Annotated in this window: 30 protein-coding genes and 1 pseudogene; 18 read left to right on the top strand and 13 right to left on the bottom strand. The window is 68.1% G+C overall.

The window, feature by feature from the left end; all coding sequences use genetic code 11:
- Position 1: 1 nt before the first annotated feature.
- Together ABIC66_RS18260 and ABIC66_RS18255 are read right to left on the bottom strand one after the other, a co-directional pair.
- Positions 2-328, bottom strand: a complete 327-nt coding sequence (locus tag ABIC66_RS18260) for a cell division protein ZapA (RefSeq protein ID WP_354071861.1) — start codon at positions 326-328, stop codon at positions 2-4.
- Between the two features lie 2 nt (positions 329-330).
- Positions 331-729 carry a hypothetical protein gene (locus ABIC66_RS18255; RefSeq protein WP_354071859.1) on the bottom strand — a complete coding sequence of 133 codons (399 nt, stop codon included), beginning with the start codon at positions 727-729 and terminating at the stop codon, positions 331-333.
- Positions 730-944: 215 nt separating this feature from the next.
- Between ABIC66_RS18255 and gap the strand changes: the two genes are divergently transcribed.
- From gap to ABIC66_RS18225, 6 genes are all read left to right on the top strand, one after another.
- Positions 945-1,952 carry a type I glyceraldehyde-3-phosphate dehydrogenase gene (gene gap, locus ABIC66_RS18250; RefSeq protein ID WP_354071858.1) on the top strand — a complete coding sequence of 336 codons (1,008 nt, stop codon included), beginning with the start codon at positions 945-947 and terminating at the stop codon, positions 1,950-1,952.
- A 64-nt stretch (positions 1,953-2,016) separates the two neighbouring features.
- Positions 2,017-2,367, top strand: coding sequence for a hypothetical protein (locus tag ABIC66_RS18245; protein ID WP_354071856.1), 351 nt, complete (start codon positions 2,017-2,019; stop codon positions 2,365-2,367).
- Positions 2,364-3,554, top strand: coding sequence for a phosphoglycerate kinase (locus tag ABIC66_RS18240; protein WP_354071854.1), 1,191 nt, complete (start codon positions 2,364-2,366; stop codon positions 3,552-3,554). The genes ABIC66_RS18245 and ABIC66_RS18240 overlap by 4 nt, the downstream gene beginning before the upstream one ends.
- Before the next feature lie 193 nt (positions 3,555-3,747).
- Positions 3,748-4,839: a class II fructose-bisphosphate aldolase gene (fba, locus tag ABIC66_RS18235; protein ID WP_354071852.1), complete on the top strand. Its 1,092-nt coding sequence runs from the start codon at positions 3,748-3,750 to the stop codon at positions 4,837-4,839.
- Between the two features lie 143 nt (positions 4,840-4,982).
- Positions 4,983-5,282 carry a hypothetical protein gene (locus ABIC66_RS18230; protein WP_354071851.1) on the top strand — a complete coding sequence of 100 codons (300 nt, stop codon included), beginning with the start codon at positions 4,983-4,985 and terminating at the stop codon, positions 5,280-5,282.
- Positions 5,279-5,782, top strand: coding sequence for a hypothetical protein (locus ABIC66_RS18225; protein WP_354071849.1), 504 nt, complete (start codon positions 5,279-5,281; stop codon positions 5,780-5,782). Before ABIC66_RS18230 ends, ABIC66_RS18225 begins: the two co-directional genes overlap by 4 nt.
- A 24-nt stretch (positions 5,783-5,806) precedes the next feature.
- On the opposite strand, the gene ABIC66_RS18220 is transcribed toward ABIC66_RS18225, so the two are convergent.
- The 3 genes from ABIC66_RS18220 to ABIC66_RS18210 form a co-directional block, all read right to left on the bottom strand.
- The gene (locus ABIC66_RS18220; protein WP_354071847.1) at positions 5,807-6,472 is read right to left on the bottom strand and encodes an NrsF family protein; all 666 of its coding nucleotides are present in this window, start codon (positions 6,470-6,472) and stop codon (positions 5,807-5,809) included.
- Positions 6,473-6,632: 160 nt separating this feature from the next.
- Positions 6,633-7,283, bottom strand: a complete 651-nt coding sequence (gene nrsF / locus ABIC66_RS18215) for an anti-sigma-F factor NrsF (protein WP_354071845.1) — start codon at positions 7,281-7,283, stop codon at positions 6,633-6,635.
- Positions 7,270-7,809, bottom strand: coding sequence for a sigma-70 family RNA polymerase sigma factor (locus ABIC66_RS18210; protein ID WP_354071843.1), 540 nt, complete (start codon positions 7,807-7,809; stop codon positions 7,270-7,272). Before ABIC66_RS18210 ends, nrsF begins: the two co-directional genes overlap by 14 nt.
- Before the next feature lie 202 nt (positions 7,810-8,011).
- Here ABIC66_RS18210 and ABIC66_RS18205 point away from each other — a divergent pair, with 202 nt between their 5' ends.
- From ABIC66_RS18205 to ABIC66_RS18190, 4 genes are all read left to right on the top strand, one after another.
- Entirely contained in the window at positions 8,012-8,290 is a 279-nt protein-coding gene (locus ABIC66_RS18205; RefSeq protein ID WP_354071842.1) for a BufA1 family periplasmic bufferin-type metallophore, read from the top strand.
- A gap of 145 nt (positions 8,291-8,435) precedes the next feature.
- On the top strand, positions 8,436-9,263 hold the full coding sequence (gene bufB, locus ABIC66_RS18200) for an MNIO family bufferin maturase (RefSeq protein ID WP_354072011.1): 828 nt from the start codon (positions 8,436-8,438) through the stop codon (positions 9,261-9,263).
- A complete protein-coding gene (locus ABIC66_RS18195; protein ID WP_354071840.1) occupies positions 9,256-10,020 on the top strand; it encodes an HvfC/BufC family peptide modification chaperone in 765 nt (254 codons plus the stop codon). Before bufB ends, ABIC66_RS18195 begins: the two co-directional genes overlap by 8 nt.
- The gene (locus ABIC66_RS18190; RefSeq protein WP_354071838.1) at positions 10,017-10,469 is read left to right on the top strand and encodes a DoxX family protein; all 453 of its coding nucleotides are present in this window, start codon (positions 10,017-10,019) and stop codon (positions 10,467-10,469) included. Before ABIC66_RS18195 ends, ABIC66_RS18190 begins: the two co-directional genes overlap by 4 nt.
- Positions 10,470-10,583: 114 nt before the next feature.
- On the opposite strand, the gene ABIC66_RS18185 is transcribed toward ABIC66_RS18190, so the two are convergent.
- On the bottom strand, positions 10,584-11,159 hold the full coding sequence (locus ABIC66_RS18185) for a tryptophan-rich sensory protein (RefSeq protein ID WP_354071836.1): 576 nt from the start codon (positions 11,157-11,159) through the stop codon (positions 10,584-10,586).
- 398 nt (positions 11,160-11,557) lie between these two features.
- On the opposite strand from ABIC66_RS18185, the gene ABIC66_RS18180 reads away from it, so the two are divergent.
- Complete coding sequence (locus tag ABIC66_RS18180) at positions 11,558-12,973, top strand: methyl-accepting chemotaxis protein (RefSeq protein ID WP_354071834.1); 1,416 nt, start codon at positions 11,558-11,560, stop codon at positions 12,971-12,973.
- A 206-nt stretch (positions 12,974-13,179) separates the two neighbouring features.
- Positions 13,180-14,988: a methyl-accepting chemotaxis protein gene (locus ABIC66_RS18175; protein ID WP_354071832.1), complete on the top strand. Its 1,809-nt coding sequence runs from the start codon at positions 13,180-13,182 to the stop codon at positions 14,986-14,988.
- Here ABIC66_RS18175 and bfr read toward each other — a convergent pair.
- Positions 14,985-15,464, bottom strand: coding sequence for a bacterioferritin (bfr, locus tag ABIC66_RS18170; RefSeq protein ID WP_354071830.1), 480 nt, complete (start codon positions 15,462-15,464; stop codon positions 14,985-14,987). The genes ABIC66_RS18175 and bfr overlap by 4 nt on opposite strands.
- A gap of 166 nt (positions 15,465-15,630) precedes the next feature.
- Positions 15,631-15,816 carry a (2Fe-2S)-binding protein gene (locus ABIC66_RS18165; protein WP_354071828.1) on the bottom strand — a complete coding sequence of 62 codons (186 nt, stop codon included), beginning with the start codon at positions 15,814-15,816 and terminating at the stop codon, positions 15,631-15,633.
- A gap of 131 nt (positions 15,817-15,947) precedes the next feature.
- On the opposite strand from ABIC66_RS18165, the gene thiE reads away from it, so the two are divergent.
- A complete protein-coding gene (thiE, locus tag ABIC66_RS18160) occupies positions 15,948-16,601 on the top strand; it encodes a thiamine phosphate synthase (protein ID WP_354071826.1) in 654 nt (217 codons plus the stop codon).
- A gap of 74 nt (positions 16,602-16,675) precedes the next feature.
- The gene (locus ABIC66_RS18155; RefSeq protein WP_354071825.1) at positions 16,676-17,098 is read left to right on the top strand and encodes a hypothetical protein; all 423 of its coding nucleotides are present in this window, start codon (positions 16,676-16,678) and stop codon (positions 17,096-17,098) included.
- 126 nt (positions 17,099-17,224) lie between these two features.
- Here ABIC66_RS18155 and ABIC66_RS18150 read toward each other — a convergent pair whose 3' ends face one another.
- The 3 genes from ABIC66_RS18150 to ABIC66_RS18140 are packed head-to-tail and all read right to left on the bottom strand — an operon-like array spanning position 17,225 to position 19,009.
- Positions 17,225-18,079, bottom strand: coding sequence for a sigma-70 family RNA polymerase sigma factor (locus tag ABIC66_RS18150; protein WP_354071824.1), 855 nt, complete (start codon positions 18,077-18,079; stop codon positions 17,225-17,227).
- The gene (locus ABIC66_RS18145) at positions 18,076-18,615 is read right to left on the bottom strand and encodes a hypothetical protein (protein ID WP_354071822.1); all 540 of its coding nucleotides are present in this window, start codon (positions 18,613-18,615) and stop codon (positions 18,076-18,078) included. The genes ABIC66_RS18150 and ABIC66_RS18145 overlap by 4 nt, the downstream gene beginning before the upstream one ends.
- Before the next feature lies 1 nt (position 18,616).
- Complete coding sequence (locus ABIC66_RS18140) at positions 18,617-19,009, bottom strand: DUF4345 family protein (protein WP_354071820.1); 393 nt, start codon at positions 19,007-19,009, stop codon at positions 18,617-18,619.
- Positions 19,010-19,336: 327 nt separating this feature from the next.
- Between ABIC66_RS18140 and ABIC66_RS18135 the strand changes: the two genes are divergently transcribed.
- Positions 19,337-20,137 (top strand): inositol monophosphatase family protein, encoded by an 801-nt coding sequence (locus tag ABIC66_RS18135; RefSeq protein ID WP_354071819.1) that lies wholly within the window; start codon positions 19,337-19,339, stop codon positions 20,135-20,137.
- 61 nt (positions 20,138-20,198) lie between these two features.
- Here the strand turns inward: ABIC66_RS18135 and ABIC66_RS18130 are convergent.
- A pseudogene (locus ABIC66_RS18130) lies at positions 20,199-20,269 on the bottom strand (hypothetical protein); the annotation flags it as partial.
- A gap of 57 nt (positions 20,270-20,326) precedes the next feature.
- Between ABIC66_RS18130 and ABIC66_RS18125 the strand changes: the two are divergent.
- The 3 genes from ABIC66_RS18125 (at position 20,327) to ABIC66_RS18115 (ending at position 24,485) form a co-directional block, all read left to right on the top strand.
- Entirely contained in the window at positions 20,327-21,397 is a 1,071-nt protein-coding gene (locus ABIC66_RS18125) for a glycerophosphodiester phosphodiesterase (RefSeq protein WP_354071817.1), read from the top strand.
- Positions 21,398-21,449: 52 nt separating this feature from the next.
- Positions 21,450-23,114, top strand: a complete 1,665-nt coding sequence (locus tag ABIC66_RS18120; protein ID WP_354071815.1) for a hypothetical protein — start codon at positions 21,450-21,452, stop codon at positions 23,112-23,114.
- A 69-nt stretch (positions 23,115-23,183) separates the two neighbouring features.
- Positions 23,184-24,485 (top strand): hypothetical protein, encoded by a 1,302-nt coding sequence (locus ABIC66_RS18115; protein ID WP_354071813.1) that lies wholly within the window; start codon positions 23,184-23,186, stop codon positions 24,483-24,485.
- Between the two features lie 6 nt (positions 24,486-24,491).
- Here ABIC66_RS18115 and ABIC66_RS18110 read toward each other — a convergent pair whose 3' ends face one another.
- Positions 24,492-25,049: a hypothetical protein gene (locus tag ABIC66_RS18110; RefSeq protein ID WP_354071811.1), complete on the bottom strand. Its 558-nt coding sequence runs from the start codon at positions 25,047-25,049 to the stop codon at positions 24,492-24,494.
- Positions 25,050-25,069 lie beyond the last annotated feature (20 nt).

Raw genomic sequence — 25,069 nt, 5'->3', positions numbered from 1 at the left:
GTCAGTCCACCGCCAGCTTTTCGATCTTCTCGGCCGCCGCGTCCAGCGCGCGGATGGCGGCGATCTCGGCCTTGGTGCCCTCCTGCTGCATGCGCAGGATCTCGCCATTGGCGTGCGCCAGGCGCAGCTTCATGTCCGACAACTCGTCGGCCAACAGCAGGGCGCCCATCAAGAAGAGCCGGGTCTCGCCCAGCTGGCCGACGTCCTGGCTGACCTGGCGGACCTGGCGGTCGAACAGCCGGGCCAGCTCGGTCAGGTGCGGTTCCTGGCCGTCCTCGCAGCCGACCATGTAGGGGCGGCCGTTCACGTGGATGGTCACCTGGGACATGGTCACGCCTCCTCGGGATCGTCGAACAAGTCGTCCTCGGAACCCGGCAGAGGCCCCGCATCGTCGTCATGGTCGTGATCGTCATTGGCCACGGCCTCGTCGCCGAGGGCGGCGCGGATCTCGGCGATGGCGCGGCCCAGGGCCACCGACGCCTGCTCGCCAGCCTCCTCCAGCGCCTTCTCGCGCTCGCGGGCCGCCTCCAGTTCGACCAGTAGGCGGGCGCGTTCGTCGTCCCCAAAATGGTCTGGGAACAGGCCGGGCTCACCGGACGCCACCGCCGCGGCGACAGGCGCGCGGGCGGCCTCGGCGGCCTTGGCCGCCAGACGCTGTTCAAGCTGGCTCACCGCCCGCTCCAGGCGGCGCACGGCGAGGTCGAGGGCCGTACCGTCGGCCGGGATCATCGGCGGATTTCCATCATGCAACGCAACATATAGATCGAGAGCGTCTAAGCCATACGGCAGGGCGACATTTGGGCGATGCGCAGCCCATAGCAGCATTCGTGGGGCGGGTCCCAGTTTCTCAGCCCTTGACTTCGCGTCTCCAGCCCGCAAAACGCGCTGCAAAATAGGGAACGTCGGTCGAACCCGACCCGGCGGTCATGACAGGAGAACGACCCATGGCTATTCGCGTCGCCATCAACGGCTTCGGCCGCATCGGACGTCTGGTCCTGCGCTCCATCGCCGAGCATGGCCGCCGCGACATCGAGGTCGTCGCCATCAACGACCTCGGGCCCGTCGAGACCAACGCTCACCTGCTGCGCTACGACAGCGTTCACGGCCGCTTCCCGGGCGTCGTCACCTCGGGCGAGGACTGGATCGACGTCGGCATGGGCAAGATCAAGGTCACGGCGATCCGCGACCCGAAGGAGCTGCCGCACAAAGAGCTGAACGTCGACATCGCGTTCGAGTGCACCGGCATCTTCACCGCCCGCGACAAGGCCGCCCTGCACCTGGAGGCCGGCGCCAAGCGCGTGCTGGTCTCGGCCCCCGCTGACGGCGCCGACAAGACCATCGTCTACAAGGTCAACCACGAGACCCTGACCGCCGACGACATCGTCGTCTCGAACGGCTCGTGCACCACCAACGCCCTGGCCCCGGTCGCCAAGGTCCTGCACGACCTGGTCGGCATCGAGCGCGGCTACATGACCACGATCCATAGCTATACCGGCGACCAGCCGACGCTGGACACCATGCACAAGGACCTCTACCGCGCCCGCGCCGCGGCCCTGAGCATGATCCCGACCTCGACCGGCGCCGCCAAGGCCCTGGGCCTGGTCCTGCCGGCCCTGAAGGGCAAGCTGGACGGCAGCTCGATCCGCGTCCCGACCCCGAACGTCTCGGTCATCGACCTGAAGGTCGTGCCCTCGCGCGACACCACGGTGGACGAGGTCAACGCCGCCCTGCAGGCCGCCGCCGACGGCGACATGAAGGGCGTGCTGTTCACGACCAAGGATCCGCTGGTCTCGTCGGACCTGAACCACATCGCCGCCAGCTCGACGGCCGCCCTGCCCCAGACCCAGGTCATCGAGGGCAAGCTGGTCCGCGTGCTCAGCTGGTACGACAACGAATGGGGCTTCGCGACCCGCATGAGCGACACCGCTCTGGAAATGGCGAAATTCCTGTAAGAGCTAAAGCGCCCCCGCCCTTTCCAAGGGCGGGGGTTTTGCTTGCCATAGCCGCAAGAGACAGATGCCAAGCTCCCGCCTGCGAAGCTGGATTGCGTCGATCGCCCTGACCCTGGTCGCGGCACCGGTCGCTTTCGGCGGTGTGTATGGCCTGGTCCACTGGGGCCTAGCGCATCGCTACCCGGTCGGCGCGCCGAGGCCGCTGCTAGACCTGCCGATATTGCAGACCTCGGGATCGCTTGGGATCGGCCTTATCTGCTGGCTGGTCGCCTGGGCGCTACATCTCTATGCCTCGCGCCGACGCCGCATGCCTCTTGCCCACGTCATCGTTCCGGCGGTGGCGTTCTTGACCTTCGCGGGGCTGGGCTTCTCGGCCCCGCCACCCGTGCCGCCCTCTGAATGGAAGACGCCATGACGTTCCGCACCCTCGACACCGCCGACCTCGCCGGCAAGCGCGCCTTGGTTCGGGTGGACTTCAATGTCCCCGTCGACGGGGGGAAGATCACCGACGACACCCGCCTGCGCGCCGCTCTGCCGACCATCGCTTACCTGTCCAAGCAAGGCGCCAAGGTCGTGCTGCTGGCTCACTTCGACCGCCCCAAGGGCAAGGTCGTGCCGGCGATGAGCCTGGCCTTCGTGGCCGAGCCGCTGAGCAAGCTGCTGGAACAGCCGGTCGCCTTCGCCAGCGACTGCGTCGGCCCGGCCGCCGCCGAGGTGATCAACGGCCTCGAGAACGGCGGCGTCGCCCTGCTGGAGAACGTCCGCTTCCACGCCGGCGAGGAGAGCAACGACGCCGCCTTCGCCCAGGCCCTGGCCGCCAACGGCGACGTCTATGTCAACGACGCCTTCAGCGCCGCCCACCGCGCCCACGCCTCGACCGAGGGCCTGGCCAAGCTGCTGCCGGCCTATCCGGGCCTGTCGATGCAGCGCGAACTGGAAGCCCTGGACGCCGCGCTCGGCAATCCCAAGAAGCCGGTGATCGGCATCGTCGGCGGCTCCAAGGTCTCGACCAAGCTGGACCTCTTGAACAACCTGGTCGCCAAGCTGGATCGCCTGGCGATCGGCGGCGGCATGGCCAACACCTTCCTGTTCGCCCAGGGCCACGACGTCGGCGGCTCGCTCTGCGAAAAGGACCTGGCCGACACCGCCCGCGAGATCATGAAGAAGGCCGACGCCGCCGGCTGCGAACTGCTGCTGCCGGTCGACGTGGTGGTGGCCAAGAAAGTCGCGCCCGGCGTCGAAACCGCTGTCCGCGCGCTGAATGAAGTTCAAGCCGACGACCTGATTCTGGACGCCGGCCCGGAGAGCGCCAAGCGCCTGCTGGCCGCCATGGACCAGAGCCTCACCCTGATCTGGAACGGCCCGCTTGGCGTGTTTGAAGTCCCTCCGTTCGACGAAGCGACCGTTTCGGCGGCGAAACATGCCGCTTCCCTGGCGAAATCGGGTAAGATCGTGGCGGTTGCGGGCGGCGGTGATACGGTCGCCGCGTTGAACCACGCGGGCGTCTCGGCGGATTTCACCTTCGTCTCGACCGCCGGCGGCGCGTTCCTCGAATGGATGGAGGGCAAGACGCTCCCGGGCGTCGCCGCTCTGAACACCTGAAGCGTGACAGCCGAAAGTGGGTACCGGTTTCGGCGACCGTCACGCGTAAAAGATTGAGACACTTCGTTGGCGCGGATCGTGCAGATCCGCGTTCAACCTCTATAAGACTGACCCGGGCAGAGAACGCACAAGCGTCACGGCCCCAACAACAAGAAACGACCAACCTCACTTCACGCTTGCAGGAGAGAATTACGTGGCTCGCATTACGTTGCGACAGTTGCTGGACCATGCCGCCGAGCATGAGTACGGGCTTCCGGCCTTCAACATCAACAATATGGAACAGGGCCTGGCGATCATGGAGGCGGCCGACGCCGTCAATTCGCCGGTGATCATCCAGGCCTCGCGCGGGGCGCGGAACTACGCCAACGACATCATGTTGGCCAAGATGATCGACGCCCTGGTCGACATCTATCCGCACATCCCGGTCTGCATGCACCAGGACCACGGCAACGGCCCGGCCACCTGCGCCACGGCGATCCAGTACGGCTTCACCTCGGTGATGATGGATGGCTCGCTGATGGAGGACGCCAAGACCCCGGCCACCTACGAGTACAATGTCGACGTCACCCGCAAGGTGGTCCAGATGGCCCACAGCTGCGGCGTCTCGGTCGAGGGCGAACTGGGCGTGCTGGGCAGCCTGGAAACCGGCATGGGCGAGGCCGAGGACGGCCACGGCTTCGAGGGCAAGCTCAGCCACGACGAGCTGCTGACCGACCCGGACCAGGCGGTCGACTTCGTCCAGGCCACCGGCGTCGACGCCCTGGCCATCGCCATGGGCACCAGCCACGGCGCCTACAAGTTCACGCGCAAGCCGGACGGCGACGTCCTGGCCATGAACGTGATCGAGGAGATCCACCGCCGCCTGCCCAACACCCACCTGGTGATGCACGGCTCGTCCAGCGTTCCGCAGGACCTGCAGGACATCATCAACCAGTATGGCGGCGAGATGCCTCAGACCTGGGGCGTGCCGGTCGAAGAGATCCAGCGCGGCATCAAGCATGGCGTGCGCAAGATCAATGTCGACACCGACAACCGGATGGCCATCACCGGCGCGATCCGCAAGATCCTGGTCGAGAAGCCGCACGAGTTCGACCCGCGCGCCTATCTGAAGCCGGCCAAGGAGGCCATGCGCAAGGTCTGCCAGGCGCGCTTCACCGAGTTCGGCTCGGCCGGCTGGGCCGACAAGATCAAACCGCTCTCCACGGCCGCCATGGCCAAGCGCTACAGCGCCGGCGAACTGAACGCCAAGTTCGGGGCCAGCGCGGCCAAGGCCGCCGCCGAATAGGGCTTTCGGTCCACTGAAGACGAACAGGCCTCCCGGAGCGATCCGGGAGGCCTTTTTCGTTACTTCTAAGCTAACCTCACCTCACGAAGTGGGATTGCGTCATTATGGTTGGTGGAAGCCCAGCCCTGCACTAAATTGATTGAATGACCGCCATGCTTGCCCCGATGAACCAAGTTCGAGATCTCGTGCTCGATTCCACCAGGAATTTGAAACCTTCCGTAGAGGTCTTAGATGCTGATGTGGAAGAAGTTGTTGGTTCTGACGAGGAACCCGCGCTATTGATCAAGCTACATGTAGTACATCAGAAATCTGAAAAGGATTGGACTCTCTCTCGCGTCCGGATGATTCAGAAAATTAGAGACGAGCTTATTAATTCTGGCGATCAAAGATACCCCTTCGTCACCGTGTTGACCGATGATGAATGGAAAAGACGGCGTAAATGATCGACCCGCTTCGCCTTCTGGTTATTGCGGACGATCTAGCTGGACGGACCAAAAAGGGGGCGCCCAACCAAACTCTACTGAGACGATCGGTTTCCACCGCCTACTACGCGCTGTTCCATCACTTGCTCCAAGCCGGAACAGATGCGCTAGTAGGGAAGAGAAGTCGAAAATCGGCCCGCTATGCACTGATATATCGGTCATTCGAACATGCGCGGATGAAACAAATCTGCCAAGCCGTTGACAAGCCGGTACTAGCGGACAAGGAAAAGATCGCGCTAGGCGTGGCTGCGCTACGGCAAGAGTTGCGTGACGTAGCGAACATATTTGTTCAGTTGCAGCAGCAGCGACATTGGGCGGATTACTCGCCCCACGGGAAAATCACTCGGTCTGATGCGTTGGACCTCGTAAACCAAGCGGAACTAGCCATAAGGCAGCTCGACGCCTGCCCTATCGAAGAGAGAAGAAATTTTCTCGCGCTGGTAATGACTTCGTCCCGATAGACACCATGCCTCTGGCGACACGTTTCACTCGGCCGGAAACCTTAGACGGCGACGGGCGAGCAGCGCGATCGCGCTGGCCCCGAGCGCGCCGCTGGCCAGCATGGCCAGGGTGAACCAGGGACCGACGAAAGCGTAGGTTCCCTGCCAGCAGTGCAGGCCGTCGATGCTCGCCGCCACGCCGCCACAAAACAGGCCGCAGGCGAAGCCCGTGAGCGCGGGTCGCGGCAGGTCGACGTCGCGCAGGCCCGCGACTGTCAACGCCAGCATCGGCGCGGCGAGGATCAGGATGTCGCCCAGGCAGATCGCGCCAGCGGGCCAGAGCAGGGCCGCCAGGATCGCCGGCGCCATGGTCGAAGCTTGGACGGCGGCGGCGATCAGCATGGCGCAGCCGCCCGCGCCGGCGACCGCCAGGGCGATAACCCCGCCGCGCTGGCCTCGCGCCAGCCAGGTGGCCGCCAGCAGGGCGCACGCGGCGACAGCGGCGGGATAGGCCGCCTTGATCCAGAAGAACGCCTGACCCGCCGCGGCGCGCAGGTCGGGCCGCGGGTCCAGCCACAGCAGGATGATCAGCACGCCGGCCAGCGCACCGGCGGCGGCGATCTCGGCCAGTCGCCAGGGCAAGGTCGCGGCCGACCAGATAGGCGCGCCGCCCGCATGGCCCGCGGGAGCGAGAGTGTCGTCGATCGTCACCCGCCTCTCCCCACAGAGCCGTATGGCGGTTGAAGCAAAGCTTATCGCGTCTCATTCGCGAAAAGCAGCGGCACTTCAGTGGCGGAACGATGGTTTGTCAATCGACCAGGCGGCGACGGAACAAAGTTTGATCGGACGCGGCCCTTGTCCCGGTACGGCGCTACCAGCGCAGCGCCCAGCGCCCGATCAACGCGCCCAGGGCGGCCGTCCCCAGCACGCCCAGGCTGTACCAGAGGGCGACGAAGGTGAAGGTGTGCTCGGGGCAATGAAGGCCGTAGACCGTCGCCGCCACGCCGCCCGAGAAGAGGCCCATGGCCAGGCCGGCCAAGGTCGGTCTTGTCGGCGCCATGCCGCGCACGACCCACAGCCCCAGGGCCAGCATGGGCAGGCTCAGCATCAGGATCCGGGGACTGCAGGTGCGCCAGGAATGGCCGCGCAGCATGTGCAACGCCATCTGGATGTCCGGGCTCATCATCGCCTGGATCGCGCCGACCAGGGCGAAGAGTCCCAGGACCACGCCGCCCAGGATCCAGCCGCGCCGGCCCACGCCGGCCGCCGGCCGCGCCAGCCGCTCGACGGCCATATAGCCCGCCACGCCCAGCAGGGCGGTGTAGGCGGCCTTCATCCAGAACATGCCGCCCAGCACGGCCTCTCCGAGGTCGGGGCGGGTGTGCAGCATGGCCAGCAGCATCCCCAGCGCCGCCAGGGCGCCGAGGCCGGCGACCATGGCCAGGCGCTGCAGCAGGCTGAGCCGCCCCCTCGAGGCTTGGGCGTCCGAAGCCAGGGCGTCGATCAGATCATCCGTTCGCACGGCGCATCCTTTCGGCCAGGGACTTCAACGCCCGGTGCAGGGCGACCTTGGCCGCGCCTTCGGAAATGCCGGCCCGGGCTCCGGCCTCGGCCAGGCTGAGGCCTGTCAGTTTGACGTCGGACACTAGGATCCGTTGCCGGTCCGGCAGGCTGGCCAGGGCGCGGTCCAGCTCGAGGCCGACGCCGGGCTCGGGCTCGTCGGCGGCCAGGAACTCGATGTGATCCTCGATCGGCAGGGTCTGGCGGACCTTCCGGCGACGCCAGTGGTCGATCAGCTTGTAGCGCGCCACCGCATGCGCCCAGGCGGTGAACGACTGGGACGAATCCCAGGTCGACCGCTTGAGATGCACCGCCAGCAGCGTCTCCTGCACAAGATCCTCCACATCGCCGGGCGCGCCGGACATCCGTCGCGCGAAATAGGCGCGAAGCCGGATACCGAGAACGGCCAGACACTCGCGATAGGCGGCGGCGTCGCCGTCCATCCCGCGCAGCATCAGCGCCTTCAAACGGGTTTCGGTATCCGTCACGCCAGCCCCTATTCGCGTGCGAGAGGCGGATGGTTACACGGTGTCGCGTCGCGCCGAAACCGCCGGAAAACACGTCGCCGAAATTTTGTTGGCGGACCGTTGTAACCTTCACCTCGGGACCTTCGTATCTCCCATCGACCGAGCGGCGAGAGCGTCGTTCGGCGAAAGAAACGCTTCCCCAGACTGCTTCAAGGAGAACCCCATGAGCCGCACCGCTTCCACCGCCGCCCTCGCCGCCGTCTTCGCCCTGGCCGCCGGCGTCTCGATCGCCGCCGCCGACGACATGAAGAAGGTCGAACAGGAAAAGTGCTACGGCGTGGCCAAGGCCGGCCAGAACGACTGCAAGGCCGGCGCTGGCACCTCGTGCGCCGGCACCGCCAAGGCCGACTACCAGGGCAACGCCTGGAAGATGGTCGCCAAGGGCACCTGCACCACGATCAAGACCCCGAACGGCATGGGTTCGCTGACGCCGAAGGCTTAAGGCGCTTCCTTGAAAACTGTCATCCCGGCCCAGCGCGAAGCGCGCCGAGCCGGGACCGCCGGAAGCTCTGAGCGTGTTGCGGTCCCGGCTCTCCCCCCGGCTTTCGCCGGGGTGCGGCCGGGATGACAAGTTGATGGAATTTCCCATGATCACCGCCGGCCTCGGCCTCAAGCCCCAGCACTACGACGACGCGGTCGCCGCGACCGCCGACGGCCTGTGGTTCGAGGTCCATCCCGAGAACTACATGTCGGCCGGCGGGCCGCGCCTGGCCGCGCTAGAGGCCGTCCGCGCGCGTCGGCCGCTATCGCTGCACGGCGTGGGCCTGTCCCTGGCCGCCGACGCCGATCCGGATCCCGAGCATCTGGCCGCGCTGAAGCGCTTGGTCGACCGGTTCGAGCCGTTCGTGGTTTCCGAGCATCTGGCCTGGTCCACCCATCGCGGCGCGCACCAGCCCGACCTCCTGCCCTTTCCTCGCACCCAGGCCGCCCTGGCCCGCATCGCCGACAATGTCGGCCGGATGCAGGACGCCCTGGACCGCCGCGTGCTGATCGAAAACCCGTCGCTGTACCTGCCGCTGACCGGCCATGACCTCGACGAGGTCGACTTTCTGAAAGCCCTGGTCGAGCGGACCGGCTGCGGCCTGCTGGTCGACGTCAACAACGTCTTCGTCAGCGCCAGCAACCTGGGCTACGCCGCCGAGGCCTACCTCGACGGCCTGCCGGCCGCGGCGGTCGGCGAGATCCACCTGGCCGGCCATGGCGCCGACGAGGGCGGCTCGTCGCTGCTGATCGACACCCATGGCGCGTCGGTCGCCGAGCCCGTCTGGGCCCTCTACCGGCGCCTGATCCGCCGCATCGGCCCGCGTCCGACGCTGATCGAGCGCGACGACGACATCCCCGCCTTCGACGTCCTGATGGCCGAACGCGACCGCGCCGCCGACGAACTCGCGGCGCTGGAGGCCCAGCATGTCTGAGCTGCTGGATTTCCAAGACGCCTTCGTCGAGACCTTGAACGCGGACGTCGCGCCGCTGGCGCGGTGGCTCGCGCCCGGTGAGGGCGAGGCCGGGCTGGCCGTCTATCGCAACACCATCGCCAAGGGCTGCGTCGACGCCCTGGCCGCCAACTTCCCGACCGTGCTGTCGATGGTCGGCGAGGACTGGTTCCGCGCCGCCGCCGCCCTATTCGCCCGCGAGGCCCCGCCGGCCAGCGCCGTCCTGCTGGACTATGGCGAGGCCTTCCCCGTCTGGCTGGATCGCTTTCCGCCGGCCTTGGACCTGCCGTACCTGGCCGGGATCGCCCATCTCGATCGCCTGTGGACCGAGGCCCTGTTCGCCGCCGAAGCCCCGCACCTGACCGCCGAAGCGCTGTCTACGCTCACGCCGGAGGACATCGGGCGGGCGCGGCTGAGGCTGCATCCCAGCGTTCGCTTCGGCGCCTTCGAGGCCGGCCTGCCCAGCCTGTGGGTCGCCTCGCGCGACGGTCGCGAGGATCTCGAGCTCTCCGAGACCCCGGAGACCCTGCTGCTGGTCCGCCGCGACGGGTCGGTTCGAAGCCGGGTCCTCGGCGCGGTCGAGACCGAATTCCTGCGCGCCTGCCGCGCGGGCCAGACCAGCGCCGAGGCCGCCGAGCGCGCGACCCTGGCCGATCCGAATGTACCGCTTGCCCCCTTGTTCGCCGCCCTGATCGCCGACGGCGTGTTCGGCGGCTTCTCTCTGGAAACCGACCGATGACCGCCAACACCCTCTCCCTTCGCACGCCTTTCGACCTCTTCGCCCAGACCGCCCGCAAGGTGCTGACCGAGGACGTCCTGACCCTCGTCGCCCGCCTGGGCGTGGCGGCGGTCTTCTTCCAGTCCGGCCGCACCAAGGTCGACGGCATCCTGCACATCACCGACGGGACCTATTCGCTGTTTGAAAGCGAGTATCACGTACCCCTGTTGCCGCCGGTCGTGGCGGCGCACGCGGCGACCTATTCGGAGCACCTGTTCTCGATCCTGCTGGTGCTGGGCCTGTTCACGCGGCTTTCCGCCCTGGCCTTCCTGGGCATGACCACGGTGATCGAGATCTTCGTCTATCCCGACGCCTGGCCGACCCACCTGTCGTGGGCGGGGCTGCTGCTGTTCCTGATCGCCCGCGGCGGCGGCAAGTTCAGCGTGGATCGGGTGCTGAAGATCGCCTGAAAATACCTTTCATCCCGGCCGTAGCGCAGCGAAGAAGCCGGGACCGCCGCGGGCTCGGAGCTTCCGGCGGTCCCGGCTCGGCGCGCTTCGCGCTTGGCCGGGATGACAGTTTTTCTAATGAATGGTCGGCGTGCGCGGGATCGGCCGGCGCCACAGCTGGGCCGTCAGGGCGTTGGCGATGCCGATCCAGCCGAAGTCCGGAGCGACGCCGCCGCCGACCTTGCGCGCCTCGAGGGCATAGGCCGCCGAGGCCGCCAGCGAGGCCGTCGCCGCGCCCAGCTGGCCGCCGACGCGCCGGGCGCCCAGGCCCAGCCACAGGGCGTTGAAGCCTTGCACCAGGCTCCAGATCGTCAGGGCGCGGGTGCGGGCCGGGCTGGCCGGCGCGTTCCAGGTGCGCAGACCCGACAGGGTCATGGCGATGAACAGCGGCGGCAGGATCAGGCTGGTCAGCGGCTTGGGCTGATGCGCCACCGGCTCGTGCATCTCGGCGAACTCGACCGCGTACATCTCGTCGTCCAGCACGCGCTCGTGCCGACGTCCCATCACCATGGCGGCCACGATCGCCCCGCCCGCCAAGGCCGCGCCGACCGCGATCTGGGCCGCGGGATGGTGGCCTTCCCGCCGATCGAGCTGGAACGCTTCGCGACCGGCCTGGGCGCGCTCACGCGACTTTCCGTTGGCGATATGCATGGCGGGACTCCCTCGTGAACTCGCAAGTCAAACAGTCCAGCTGAGCCTTGGTTCCAGCCTCAGCGGGTCTGCGGCCCATGATGGCCCAGACTGGGGGTGAAGCCACCCGAAAATCCTTGCGAAATGACACGATCCGTCGACTTTCCGACACGAGAATGGCGCGTGACAACCCCGTGACGCATTGACGCGTGACGGCGCTCATCGTTGGGCGCCGTTCAAAGGGAAATTGTTTTTTCTAGGTTTTTTCGCTCGCGGGACCCGCGCTCCCCAACCCGCTTAGGTTTACGGGCGTTAAGGATCTTTTTGAATTTTTCGCCGCAACCTGCCGCCGAAGCGAGAGGAGCGAATGCCGCCAAGGTGGTGGATTCCGAGGGGCCTCGCGCCAGGGAACACCATCGATGTCCTTCCTTCGGGCTCACCGCGCCGACAGCAAGACCAACGCCGCCATCGGCGACATGGAGGCGGTCATCGCCGCCATCCATCGCAGCCAGGCGGTGATCGAATTCAACCTCGACGGCTCGATCATCACGGCCAACGAAAACTTCCTGAAGACCCTGGGCTACGGGCTTTCCGAGATCCAGGGCCGCCATCACAGCCTGTTCGTCGAGAGCGCCTACGCTTCCAGCGGTGAGTACCGCGAGTTCTGGCGCCGGCTGAACGCGGGCGAATTCTTCTCGGACAAGTTCAAGCGCGTCGGCAAGGGCGGTCGCGAGATCTGGATCCAGGCCTCGTACAACCCCATCTTCGACAAGGCTGGCAAGCCGGTGAAGGTCATCAAGTTCGCGTCCGATATCACCATGGTCGAGCAGGAGCGCGCCGCCGCGGAGGCCGCTCGCAAGAAGGCCGATCAGGACAACAACGTCGTGGCCGTTCTGGCCGAGGGTCTGGGCCGTCTCGCGCGCGGCGATGTCAGTACGCCCATCCAGACCGCGATGGATCCGCGCTACCAGCAACTGAAGGACGACTTCAACAGCGCCGTCGACTCCCTGCGCGACACCGTCACGACCATCGTCCAGCGGGCGCGTGGCATGCAGGCCGGCACCGACGAGATCGCTTCGGCCGCCGACGACCTGTCGCGCCGCACCGAGCAGCAGGCCGCCGGCCTGGAACAGACCGCCGCCGCCCTCGACGAGATCACCGCCACCGTGGTGCGCAGCGCCGAGGGCGCTCGCCGCGCCTCGCAGGCCGCCTCCCAGGCTCGCGTCGACGCCAACCGCTCGGGCGAGGTCGTGCAGCAGGCGATCTCGGCCATGGGCGAGATCGAGAAGTCCTCGTCCCAGATCGGCAACATCATCGGCGTGATCGACGAGATCGCCTTCCAGACCAATTTGCTGGCCCTCAACGCTGGCGTCGAAGCCGCGCGGGCCGGCGAGGCCGGTCGCGGCTTCGCGGTCGTCGCCCAGGAAGTCCGGGCCCTGGCCCAACGCTCCGCCGACGCGGCCAAGGAGATCAAGACCCTGATCGCCAACTCGACCGCCCAGGTCGATCGCGGCGTCAAACTGGTGGGGGAGACCGGCGAATCCCTGTCCGGCATCGTCGGAAAGGTCAGCGAGATCGACGGCCTGATCTCCGAGATCGCCCGCTCCTCGCAGGAGCAGGCCACGGGCCTCAACCAGGTCAACGCCGCCGTCAACCAGATGGACCAGGTCACCCAGCAGAACGCCGCCATGGTGGAAGAGACCACCGCGGCCGCCTCGAACCTGCGCACCGAGGCCCATGACCTCGCGGATCTGATGACCCGGTTCAACACCGGCGCGGTCGAGCAGGCTCCCGCCGCGCGCGGCTCCTCGCGCCCGGGTTCGCGCGCCGCCTGAGTCCTTGGCGGCTCGCGAGCTTTCTCGCGACCGCCCGCCGTCCGTATGCGGCAAGTTGGCGCACCCTCGCGACCCCTTTCGGGTTTTTCCTTTCCTGGCGCCGGTTAGCGGCCGCAAGAAACGTTTCGCGGCCACGCTTCCCCTTAAAGTTTTCTTCAGGCTGAAGGCGGACGCTTTGTCGCACGGGAATCGGGGGAAACACCCAAATGCGCTTGCGACTCGCAGGTGCGATGAATCTGTTCGGGGGCGCGCTGGCGCTCGGCCTGATCGTGCTGATCGCCGCCTCCTGGAACGCCATCGCCACCGTCCGCATCGGCGGACCGCTCTACACCAAGATCGTGGCCGGCAAGGACCTGACGGCCGACATCCTGCCGCCGCCGCTCTATGTGATCGAGGCCTATCTCGACGCCCAGACGGCCTATCGCCTGCGTACGCCCGCCGAGACCGACAGCGCCGACAAGGAGCTGCGCCGCCTGAAATCGGAATATGAGGCGCGGGCGACCTACTGGCGGGCCTACGATTTCGATCCGCGGGTCAAGAGCGTGCTGCTGGGCGAGTCGGACGCCAACGCCCAGAAGGCCTGGGCCGCTTCGGAGCGACTGATCCAGGCGCTGCGGGCCAATGACGGCCCGGCCGCCGACGCCGCCTTCGCCGACATGACCACCAGCTATCGCGCCCACCGCAAGGCGATCGACGAGATCGTGCCGATGATCGCGGCCGACAACGCCGCCGTCGAGGCCGACGCCCGCCAACGTCAGATCCTGCTGGTCAGCATCATGGCCGCCCTCTGCGCGTTGCTGGGCGCGATCATCGCCGGCGGCGTCTGGAAGATGCGCCGCTCGGTCGTCAATCCGATCCAGTCGATCACCGGCTACATGCGCGACCTCGCGGCCGGGCATTATGAAAAGCCGGTGCCGTTCGCCGGCCGCGCCGACGAACTGGGCGACATGGCCAAGGCCATCGAGGTGTTCCGCCACGCCGTGCTTGAGCGCCGAACGATGCGCGAGGAGCAGGAGGCCGCCCGCGCGCGCGGCGAGGCCGAGCGCGCCGCGTCCGAGACCGAACGCCACCAGGGCGAACAGGCTCGCCGCGCGGCCATGGAGGCCCTGGGCCGCGGGCTGGACCGCCTGGCGTCCGGCGACGCGGCCTTCCGCCTGACCGATGCCTTCGCGTCGGACTACGAGGCCCTGCGGGCCGACTTCAACGCCACCGCCGAGAAGCTGAGCCGCACCCTGCACGACATCAAGGACGCCTCCAACGGAGTCGGAGCGGGCGCGAGCGAGATCGCTCACGCTACCGACGACTTGTCGCGCCGCACCGAGCAGCAGGCCGCCAGCCTGGAAGAAACCGCCGCCGCCCTGGACGAGATCGTCGCCACCGTCCGCCAGGCCGCCGACGGCGCCCAGCGCGCCAACCAGATGGTCGGCGAGGCGCGCCGCGAGGCCCAGTCGACCGAACGCGCCGTCGAGGACGCCGTCCGCGCCGTGGGCGAGATCGAGACGGCCTCGGCCCAGATCGGCAAGATCATCGGGGTGATCGACGAGATCGCCTTCCAGACCAACCTGCTGGCCCTGAACGCGGGGGTCGAGGCCGCCCGCGCCGGCGAGGCCGGTCGCGGCTTCGCGGTCGTCGCTCAGGAGGTCCGCGCCCTGGCCGGACGCTCGGCCGACGCGGCCAAGGAGATCAAGGGGCTGGTCGGCGCGGCCTCGGCCAAGGTCAGCGAAGGCGTCGGGCTGGTCGGCCAGACCGGCGTCGCCCTAGGCAGCATCATCAGCCGGGTCGGCGAGATCTCGACCCTGGTCGGCGAGATCGCCACGGCGGCCCAGGAACAGGCCACCGGCCTTGGTCAGATCAACACCGCCGTCAATCAGATGGATCTGATGACCCAGCAGAACGCGGCCATGGTCGAGCAGACCACCGCCGCGGCCCATGCGCTGGAGAACGAAGCCGCGCGGCTCTCCAGCCTGGTGGGGCAGTTCGATCTGGGCGGCGCGGCGGTTCGGCGGGCGGCCTAGGCCGGCAGCTCGCCCACCGCCGACTGCAGGTAGTTCTGCTCGCCCAGCGCCTTCACCAGGCCGAGCTGCATCTCCAGGAAGTCGATGTGCTCCTCGGTGTCGCTGAGGATCTCGCGCAGCAGTTCGCGGCTGACATAGTCGCGGGCCTGTTCGCACTGGATGATGCCGGGGATCAGGGTCTCGCGGCCGCCCAGCTCGACCTGCAGGTCGCTGCCCAGGCATTCCGGCACCGTCTCGCCGATCTTCAGCTTGTGCAGGTCCTGCAGGTTCGGAAGCCCTTCCAGGAACAGGATGCGATTGATCAGCTTGTCGGCGTGTTTCATCTCGCCGATCGACTCGTCGTAGGTGATCTTGCCGAGGCGCTTGAAGCCCCAGTTGTCGTACATCCGCGCGTGCAGGAAGTACTGGTTGACCGCCGTCAGCTCATTGGTGAGCACCGCGTTGAGCAGTCGGATGATGCCGGGATCGCCCTGCATGGCGGCCTCCTTGACGACTAGGGATGACGACTTGGGGATTCGATTTCCGGGCGAACCTGAGCCAAGCCGAAAGCGGCTTCAACCTGAATGTGTGCGAGTGTTTCGCGCTCTCACGGAAAAGCGTGCGAGTGCTTCGCGATCTCTGAAAACGCCGAGTTTTCGGCCGCTACTCGGCCGCGAAAGCCAGCGCTTCGCGGTTTTCCTGGATCATCTGGCGCATCTCGCAGACGCACTTGGCGCACTGCGCCTGGCAGCCCTTGTGACGGAAGATGTCGGCCGGACGGGCGGCGCCTGCGTCGATGGCGGCGCGGACTTCGCGCTCGCGGATGCCGTTACAGTTGCAGACGTACAAGGAAGGAACGCCCTACCCGATTGAGTGTCATTCTCATCTAGCCGATGACGCGGCGTTTTGCAACTGACTCTCACTCTGGTTCGCAGCGGCATGGAGTCGCGCCCCTTTCCGAATTGGCCTAAAGCGAGCCCATGACGCTCGCTTGCCGCCTCTATCTGATCACCCCGCCCGTCCTGGACGACCTCGCCGGCTTCGGCCGCCAATTGGCCCAGGCGCTGGACGGCGGCGACGTGGCCGCCCTGCAGATCCGCCTGAAGGACGCGCCGGACGACGTCATCGCCGCCGCCGTCGCCGCCCTGGCGCCGATCGCCCAGGCCCGCGACGTCGCGGTGATCCTCAACGACCGTCCCGACCTGGCCGCCCGCCTACCGGTCGACGGCGTGCATGTCGGCCAGTCGGACATGAGCCTCAAGGACGCTCGCAAGCTGATGGGCGACCGCATGGTCGGGGTCACCTGCCACGACAGCCGCCACCTGGCCATGGAAGCGGCCGAGGCCGGGGCAGACTATGTCGCCTTCGGGGCCTTCTTCCCGACCACGACCAAGGCGGCGCCGACCGTCGCCGAGCCCGACATCCTGACCATCTGGCAGGAGACGATGGAGGTCCCGTGCGTGGCGATCGGCGGCATCACCGCCGCCAATGCCGCGCCGCTGGCCACCGCCGGCGCGGACTTCCTGGCCGTCTCGGCGGGGGTGTGGGCCTATCCGCAAGGGCCGGACGCGGCCGTCGCGGCCCTCAACGCGGCGATCGCCGAAGGCGTGGCGGCGCGGATTAAGGCGAAATAACGGCGTTCGCTTGTGACGCACCGCACACAGGCATAGCCTCTCCCCAGCTAAATAAAACGGGGGAGACGCTGAACATGAAGCGGCTCGTAGTGTGTTTGCTTAGCGTACCCGTCCTGGCCTTTTCGGCCCTGGCTCTTCCGGGGGATGCGATCGCCGAGACCTGGAAGCTCGCGCCGGGCGAGACCAAGACCTACTACGATGCGGACTTCACCCGCGTGGACCAGTCCACCGGACTGATCGTCACTCGCATCGCCGAGGGCAAGGCCAACGGTCCCTATAAGAACTGGCCGGCCAGCAAGGGGCCGATCCTGGTCTTCGCGCTGGATTGCGCGGCCGACAAGTGGATGGACCTGGGCATGGACTTCGACGGCACCAAGGGGCTGCCCAAGGGCTGGCGCAAGGAAGCCAAGATCGAGGACATCTCCGGCGCGGTCGGTAAGGCCGGCAAGCTGGTCTGCGAGACCAAGGACACGTTGCCGAAGGTGGAGCTGCCTTAGGGACCTGGACCCTGTCATCCCGGGTCTACCCCCGGCGAAAGCCGGGGGTAGACCCGGGACCGCCTCAGGCTCGCGCTTCGGCGGTCGCGGCTCTGCGCGCCGCGCGCTTGGCCGGGATGACAGCTTCTATTGCACCCCCTTCAGCTTCTCCGGGTTGCGCATCGTATAGACCGCCGCGATGCGGCCCTCGACGATTTCGAGACCCACGGTCTGGAACACCGCCCCGTCGGCCGCCATCACCAGGCCGGGTTGGCCGTTGATCCGCGCCAGGCGGACCGTCGCTCCCGCCGGCGGCGGCCACTTGCGGCGCACGCCCAGGATCATGGCGATGGCGTTGGCGAGGCCCTTCACCGGGTTGAGGTTGGCGCTGACCAGGCCGCCGCCGTCGGCGTGCATGACCACATCCTCGGCCAGCAGACCCCGTAGCGCCGCCTCGTCGCCGGTCGCCACCGCCTCCATGAAGGCCGTCGTCAGCCTGCGCTCCTCGTCGACGCTGGGCGTGTAGCGCGGCCGGTCGCGGCGCACGTGATCGCGAGCCCGCGAAGCTAGCTGACGGCAGGCGGTCTCGGTGCGGCCCAGGGCGGCGGCGATCTCGGCGAAGGGGGTGTCGAACACGTCGTGCAACAGGAACGCCGCCCGCTCCAGCGGAGTCAGCCGCTCCAGGGCCAGCAGGAAGGCCACCGACAGGTCCGCGTCGCCGCCGGCTTCGAAATCCGGCTCGACCACCGGCTCGGGCAGCCATTCGCCGACATAGATCTCGCGCCGCGCGCGGGCCGACTTCAGCCGGTCCATCGCCAGGCGGGCGACAATGCGATTGAGGTAGGCGCCGGGCTCCTCGACCTCGGCCGCGTCGACCCTGCGCCAACGCAGCCAGGCGTCCTGGACCACGTCCTCGGCCTCCGCCCGCGACCCTAGCATGCGGTAGGCCAGGCCGGTCATGGCCCCGCGCCGCTCCTCGAAGATCGCGTCCGCACCTGTCATGCGTTCACCGCCACCGCCTCTCCGCCCACCTGCACCCGCGAGCACGTCTTGCCGTGTCCCATCGCGTACTTGATCGTGGGATAGACCCGCGCCGAGGCGATGGCGAGGGCGATCGCGGCCAGACCCTTGGGACCCCAGCGCTGCAGAACGGCGCCGCGCAACGGGTCGGCGACCTCCAGGTCGCGATCCAAGGAGGCCCGGGCGAAGCGCCAGGCCAGGCTGGCGTCCGGCCCCATCAGGGCGTGGTCGCCCGTCAGGATGCCGCGCAGCACGTCGGCCGGCACGCGGTTCTCCTCGGCGATCTTCACGCCGATCTGTACGCACGGCCCGCAGTCCTCGGTCATGGTCGCCACGAGCGCCGCCGCCGCGATGGCCGCGGCCGGCGCCCCCTCGCGGAAGCCGGACAGGGTCTGGGCGCCCCGGAAAGCCTTCAGCGCCTTGGGACTGGCCTCCAACAGGTCACGGACATAGGTGGCGTCGTAATCGTAGCGCTTCTCCAGCTGGCCGATCGCCGCGCTCATGATCGCCTTCAGCATCTCAGGACTCCTTGACCGGGCGGAACGCGACGACCGCCAGCCAGATCGTCAGCACGGTGGGCAGGAAGACGCCCGGGACGTCGCGGGCCAGCAGCGGCCAGGGCGGCCCGCCGCCACAGAACGGCGTGATCAGGTGGATCAGGGCGTGGGCGCCCTGGAACGTCGCGGCGACGGCGACGGCCCCGGCGTGACGGCGCAGATCCAGCGCGCCCAACAGAGTCCCGACCCCACAGGCCAGATAGGTCGCCCCGACATCGCGGACGAAGTGGTCGTTGAACGGACCGGTCTGGATGACGCCGGGAATGGTCAGGTACCAGGGATAGGGCGCGGCCAGCATGAAGAGGCCGTTGCCTATGAAGATGATGGTCAGCCCAATCGCGATCCAGCGTGTCATGTCCGCCCTCCTCCATGTCGATACGAACAGGACGAGACAGCCGGCGCGAACGTGACATCGCCAGCGCGAAATCTTCGCCGGCGCCGAAAAATCTGTCATCCCGGCCAAGCGCGAAGCGCGCCGAGCCGGGACCGCCAGAAGCTCCGAGCTTGCCGCGATCCCGGCTCTCCGCTCCGCTGCGGCCGGGATGACAGCTTTCACGGCCGCCTTGCCATCCAGCCTGTGGACGATTAGGTTCCGCGCCCGTTCTTTCACACCGTCGACCTACCGCTCCGCCGCCGGACTTTCCGACGGGCGTCGACGGCATTCCTTGAGGATAAACCGCCCGTGGCCACGCCTTCCGCCCTCCTGAACGTCATGATCGACGCGGCCCGGAAGGCCGCCCGGGGCCTCGCCCGCGACTTCGGCGAAGTCACCGAGCTGCAGGTCTCCAAGAAGGGCGCGGCCGACTTCGTCACCAACGCCGACATCAAGGCCGAACAGACCCTGTTCGAGATCCTGACCAAGGCCCGCCCGGGCTACGGCTTCCTGGGCGAAGAGCGCGGCATGATCGAGGGCACCGACAAGACCCACACCTGGATCGTCGACCCGCTGGACGGCACCACCAACTTCATGCACGCCATCCCGCACTTCGCGGTCAACATCGCCCTGCAGCGCGAAGGCGAGGGCGTGGTGGCCGGCGTCACCTACAATCCGATCACCAACGACCTGTTCTGGGTCGAAAAGGGCAAGGGCGCGTTCCTGGGCGCCGAGAAGCGTCTGCGCGTCGCCGCCCGCCGGAACCTGGACGAGAGCGTCCTGGCCACCGGCGTGCCGTTCGCCGGCAAGCCGGGCCACGGCCAATTCCTGAAGGAGCTGCACCAGGTCAGCCAGAAGGTCGCCGGCGTCCGCCGCTTCGGCTCGGCCGCCTTGGACCTGGCCTGGGTCGCCGCCGGCCGCTTCGACGCCTACTGGGAGCGCAACCTCAACCCGTGGGACGTCGCGGCCGGCGTGCTGATGATCCAGGAGTCGGGCGGCAAGGTCTCCACGATCGACGAGACCGATCTCGACGTCGTCCAGGGCAAGTCGATCCTGGCCTCGAACCAGGACCTCTACCCCCAGATCCTGGAACGCCTGCGGGCGGCTTAAGCTCTCGCTTGGCGCCCCTCCGGCCCTCCGAGCCACCGCCCCCTTTCACGGGGGGAGGAGATCGTGAACCTTCCTGCCCCGCTTGCGGGGGAGGTGGCGCGCCGCGGATACGCGGCGTGACGGAGGGGGCGTCGCACAACGTGAAAAGCGCTCGCCAAACCGTCACATCCCGGCGCTAAATCGCGGCCCATGACCCTGCTGACCCGTCGCGCCATGACCACCGCCGCCCTCGCCGGCACGCTGCTGCCCGGCTTCGCGCACGCCCGGCAGCGTAGGCCGATCGTGATCGGCCACCGGGGCTGCAGCGGCGAGCGGCCCGAACACACGGCCCTGTCGTACGAGCGGGCCATCGACCAGGGCGCCGACTTCATCGAGCCGGACCTGGTCCCGACCAAGGACGGCCACCTGGTGGCCCGCCACGAGAACGAGATCGGCGGCACGACCGACGTCGCCGCCCGTCCCGAGTTCGCGGCCCGCAAGACGACCAAGACCATCGACGGCCAGCAGATCACCGGCTGGTTCACGGAAGACTTCACCCTGGCCGAGATCAAGACCCTGCGCGCCCGCGAGCGGCTGCCGCAGCTGCGTCCGGCCAGCGCCGCCTTCGACGGCCAGGCCCAGATCCTGACCTTCGACGAGGTGGTCGCCATCGCCAAGGCGGGAACTCAGCGCACGGGCCGGACGGTCGGCGTCTATCCCGAGCTGAAGCACCCCAGCTACTTCGCGTCGATCGGCCTGCCGACCGAGGATCGCCTGGTCGCGCTGCTGAAGGCTCACGACCTCAACTCCGCGACCGCCCCGGTATTCGTGCAGTGCTTCGAGGTCGGACCGCTGAAGCGCCTGAAGGCCAAGACCGCCGCGCGGCTGGTGCTGCTGGTCGACGGCGACGGCGGCCCCGCCGACCTGCCGGGCGTCAAGTACGCCGATCTGATCACCGCCCAGGGCCTGAAGGACGTGGCGGTCTATGCCGACGGGCTGGGCCCGAACTGGAACCTGGTGGTCCCCAACGACGGCCAGGTGCTGCTGCCCGCCACCAGTCTGATCAAGGACGCCCACGCCGCCGGCCTGGCCGTGCACCCGTGGACCGTGCGGGCCGAGAACTACTTCCTGCCCGCCGCCCTGCGAAAGGGCGACGCCCAGAGCCCGGCGTTCCTGGCCCAGCACGGCGACGTCACCCCGGTGTTCAAGGCGCTGTACGCCGCCGGCGTCGACGGGGTGTTCAGCGACTTCCCCGCCCTGGCGGTCGCCGCGCGCGCTTGACGCCACGCGGGGCGCGGACCGACAGTCGCGCCGGTCTTCGGGGAGCTATCTGATGCGCGCGATCGTCTTCACGGCGGGGCTTCTGGCCCTGATCCCGGCCTTCACCCAGGCCGACGCGCCGCCGCCCCCGCCCAACGCCATGGGCCTGTGTTCCGGAAGCGCGTCGACGGCCGACGCGCCGGCCAAGGTCGTGAAGCTGATGCCCGGCTACGGCGCGGCGACCTGGAAGATCCGCACGACCTCGCCCGACGCCCAGGCCTTCTTCGACAACGGCCTGCAACTGGGCCACGCCTTCGCCCACAAGGCCGCCGTCGCCGCCTTCGAGGAGGCCGCGCGCCGCGACCCGAACTGCGCCATGTGCCTGTGGGGCCAGGCCTGGGCCGGCGGGGCGACGATCAACTACACGGTCGACGACGCGGTCCAGAAGAAGATGGCCGAACTGATGGTCCGCGCTACGGTGCTGGCCGCCGACGGCCCACCGCTGGAGCGCGAGCTGATCGCCGCCATGAAGGCGCGCTACGAGCACGGCGGCGGCAAGGGCGCCGGCGACGCGGTCTACGCCAAGGCCATGGACGCTCTGGCCCGCGCCCATCCGAACAACGACGAACTGGCGGTGCTGGCCGCCGACGCTCTTATGGTCCCCGCCTCGCTGGCCGGGGCCAAGCAGAACCTGCCCCGCGCCGTCGAACTGCTCGAGGCCGCGCTAAAGCGCTCGCCCGACAGCGCCGCGGGCATCCACTTCTACATCCACGCCACCGAGATGAGCGGCTTCACCGCCCGGGCCGAGCCCTGGGCCGACAAGCTGGAAGGCTTGGCCCCGTCGGCCAGCCACCTCGTCCACATGCCCTCGCATACCTACTACTGGGTCGGTCGCTACGAGGACGCGTTGAAATCCAACGCCTCGGCGGCCAAGCTCGACATGGCCAACGCCCAGGCCCAGGGCTTCGCCGGCGAAGACGGCGTCTACAAGCTGTTCTACCACGCCCACAACGTGCACTTCGGCGCGGCCGGGGCTCTGATGTCCGGTGACGCCGACGGCGGCCTGGCCATCGCCCGGCCGTTCTTGACGCGGGCGCTGAAGCTGGAGCATGGCCAGGCCTGGGACCAGTCGGTGGCCGGCACGGCCTACGCCGTCGAGGGCCGCTACGCCGCGCCCGAAGAGGTGTTGGCGCTGACCGAGCCGACCCTGCCCTATCTGAAGGCCATGTGGCGCTATGCGCGCGGCGAGGCGCTGGCCCGCAACGGCGACGCCGCCGGCGTGCGCCGCGAGCTGGCCCAGGTCCAGCTGGGCGCGGGCGCGCTAAAGCCCTGGGGCGAGTTCGGCGCCGTAGGGGTTGACGCCACGAAGGTCGCCCGCCTGGTGCTGGAAGGCCGCGCCGCCATGCTGGAGAACAATCCCAAGCGCGCCGCCAAGGCCTTCCGCAAGGCGGCCACGCTGGAGGAAACCCGCTTCGCCGACCAGACCGATCCGCCGATGTGGTGGTACCCGGTGCGCCGCAGCCTGGCCGCCGCCCTGCTGGTCAGTGGCGATGCGCAAGGCGCCGCCGACGAGGCCCGCGCGGCTCTGGCCAAGCGTCCGCTAGACCCGGTCAGCCTGAACGTCCTGGCCCAGGCCGAGCGCAAGCTGGGCCTCGTCCAGGCCGCCGACGGTCACGCGGCCCAGGCGCGTAGGGGCTGGGTCGGCGACCTGACGAAGGTCGACCTCGTCCACAGCTAGGCGGGCTTGCCGAACCGGGGCGAGGCGGTGCAGCGTGCCACCACAAAACGCCAAGCCCCGGGGAAGCCCATGAAGATCCGCCACGCCGTTTCCGCGGTCGCCCTCGCCGCCGCCCTTCTGCTGGGCGCGCCCGCCTTCGCCTCGCCGGGTTCGGACCTGCTGGACCGGATCGCCGTCGACTTCGTCCACATGACCCTGGAGGCCGGCGAGCGCGAGCCCGGCTATGTCGACGCCTATTACGGGCCCCAGGAATGGCAGAACGCCGCCAAGCTGGCGCCGCGCCCCGTGTCGGTGCTGCGCAAGGAGGCCGACCGGCTGCAGTTGCTGCTGAGCAAGGTCCCGGACAAGGACCTGTCGCCCGACCAGCGCCGCCGCAAGCTGTTCCTGAAGGGCCAGGTCAAGGCCGCCCAGACGCGCCTGGCCATGCTGGCGGGCGACAAGTTCAGCTTCGAGGACGAGGCAGAGGGCCTGTTCAGCGTCCGCCCGGTGCTGAAACCGCTGAAGAGCTACGACCCGATCCTGGCCCGCATCGACAAGCTGGTCCCGGGCAAGGGCGACCTCGCCGCCCGGGTCGACGCCTTCCAGAACCAGTACGTCATTCCGACCGACAAGCTCGAGCCGGTGATGAAGGCCGGCATCGCCGCCTGCAAGGCCAAGACCGAAGAGCATATCAAGCTGCCGGCCGGCGAGCGCTTCGACCTGTCGTTCGTCACCAAGAAGCCGTGGAGCGGCTACAACTGGTACAAGGGCGACGCCCACAGCCTGATCGAGATCAACACCGACCTGCCGATCTATATCAGCCGCGCCTTGGACCTGGGCTGCCACGAGGGCTATCCGGGCCACCATGTGCTGAACACCCTGCTGGAACAGAAGCTGACCAAGGAGAAGGGCTGGGTCGAGTTCTCGGTCTATCCGCTGTTCTCGCCGCAGTCGTTCATCGCCGAGGGCTCGGCCAATTTCGGCATCACCCTGGCCTTCCCAGGCCAGGCCAAGACCGACTTCGAGCGCGACAAGCTGTATCCGCTGGCGGGCCTCGATCCCGCGACGGCCAAGGCCTATGGCGATCTGCAGGAGGCCAAGGCCGCCCTGGCCAGCAGCGGCAACACGATCGCGGCCGCCTATCTGGGCGGCAAGATGACCAAGGAACAGGCCGTGCAGGCGCTGATGAAATACAACCTCTATTCGCGCGGCGGGGCCGAGAAGCGGGTGGCGTTCATCGAGACCTACCGCTCTTACGTGATCAACTACAACATCGGCCAGGACATGGTCCGCGACCACGTCTACCGCGCCGGCAAGTCCGAGGCCGCGCGCTGGAACGCCATGGAGCATGTGGTCAGCGAACCGACCACGCCGGCCGATCTCAAAAAATAGCCGGCCTCAGAACGTCGAGATGTCGGGCGCGGCCCCGATCTTCTTCAGCCGGTTTCCGCCCCGGAAGCCGGCCCAGAAGAGCGCCATGACGATCACCGCGAAAATCCAGCTCACCCCCCGCTCCCAGATCGAGATGCCGAACGCTTCGGACTGGATCTGGGTCTGCGGGTTCAGGAAGCCGAGCAGGCCCACGACCACGCCATAGGCGCTGAACAAAAACATGATCAGCGGGATCATCGCCGTGCGCCGCCGCCACTGGATGGCGCCGAACACCAGATAAAGCAGCACCATGATCACCGTGGCGACCAGCGGCGTATAGGTGACGAGGCCTTCCATCATGGCGGCGGTCTGCCGCGTGACCTCGGGATCCTGGCCCGGCGCGCTGGCGGACTGACGCGCGATCGCCAGGAGCTGGTCGCGATGCAGATACAGGCGCACGCCGCCGTACAGGCTGCTGACCACGGTCAGGAACGCCCCCACCGCCCCCGCCCGCGCCGCGGCGCCGGCGTCGTCGGCCGCGATGATCGGCTTGAAGGGATTGAGCAGGCGTAGCTTGTCGATCATCGGGTTCCTCATCGAGAGGG

This window comes from Caulobacter sp. 1776 (assembly GCF_040545685.1).
Taxonomy (GTDB): Bacteria; Pseudomonadota; Alphaproteobacteria; order Caulobacterales; family Caulobacteraceae; genus Caulobacter.
Note: the sequence above shows the minus strand (reverse complement) of the source record. Positions and strands in the feature narration are given on the sequence as shown.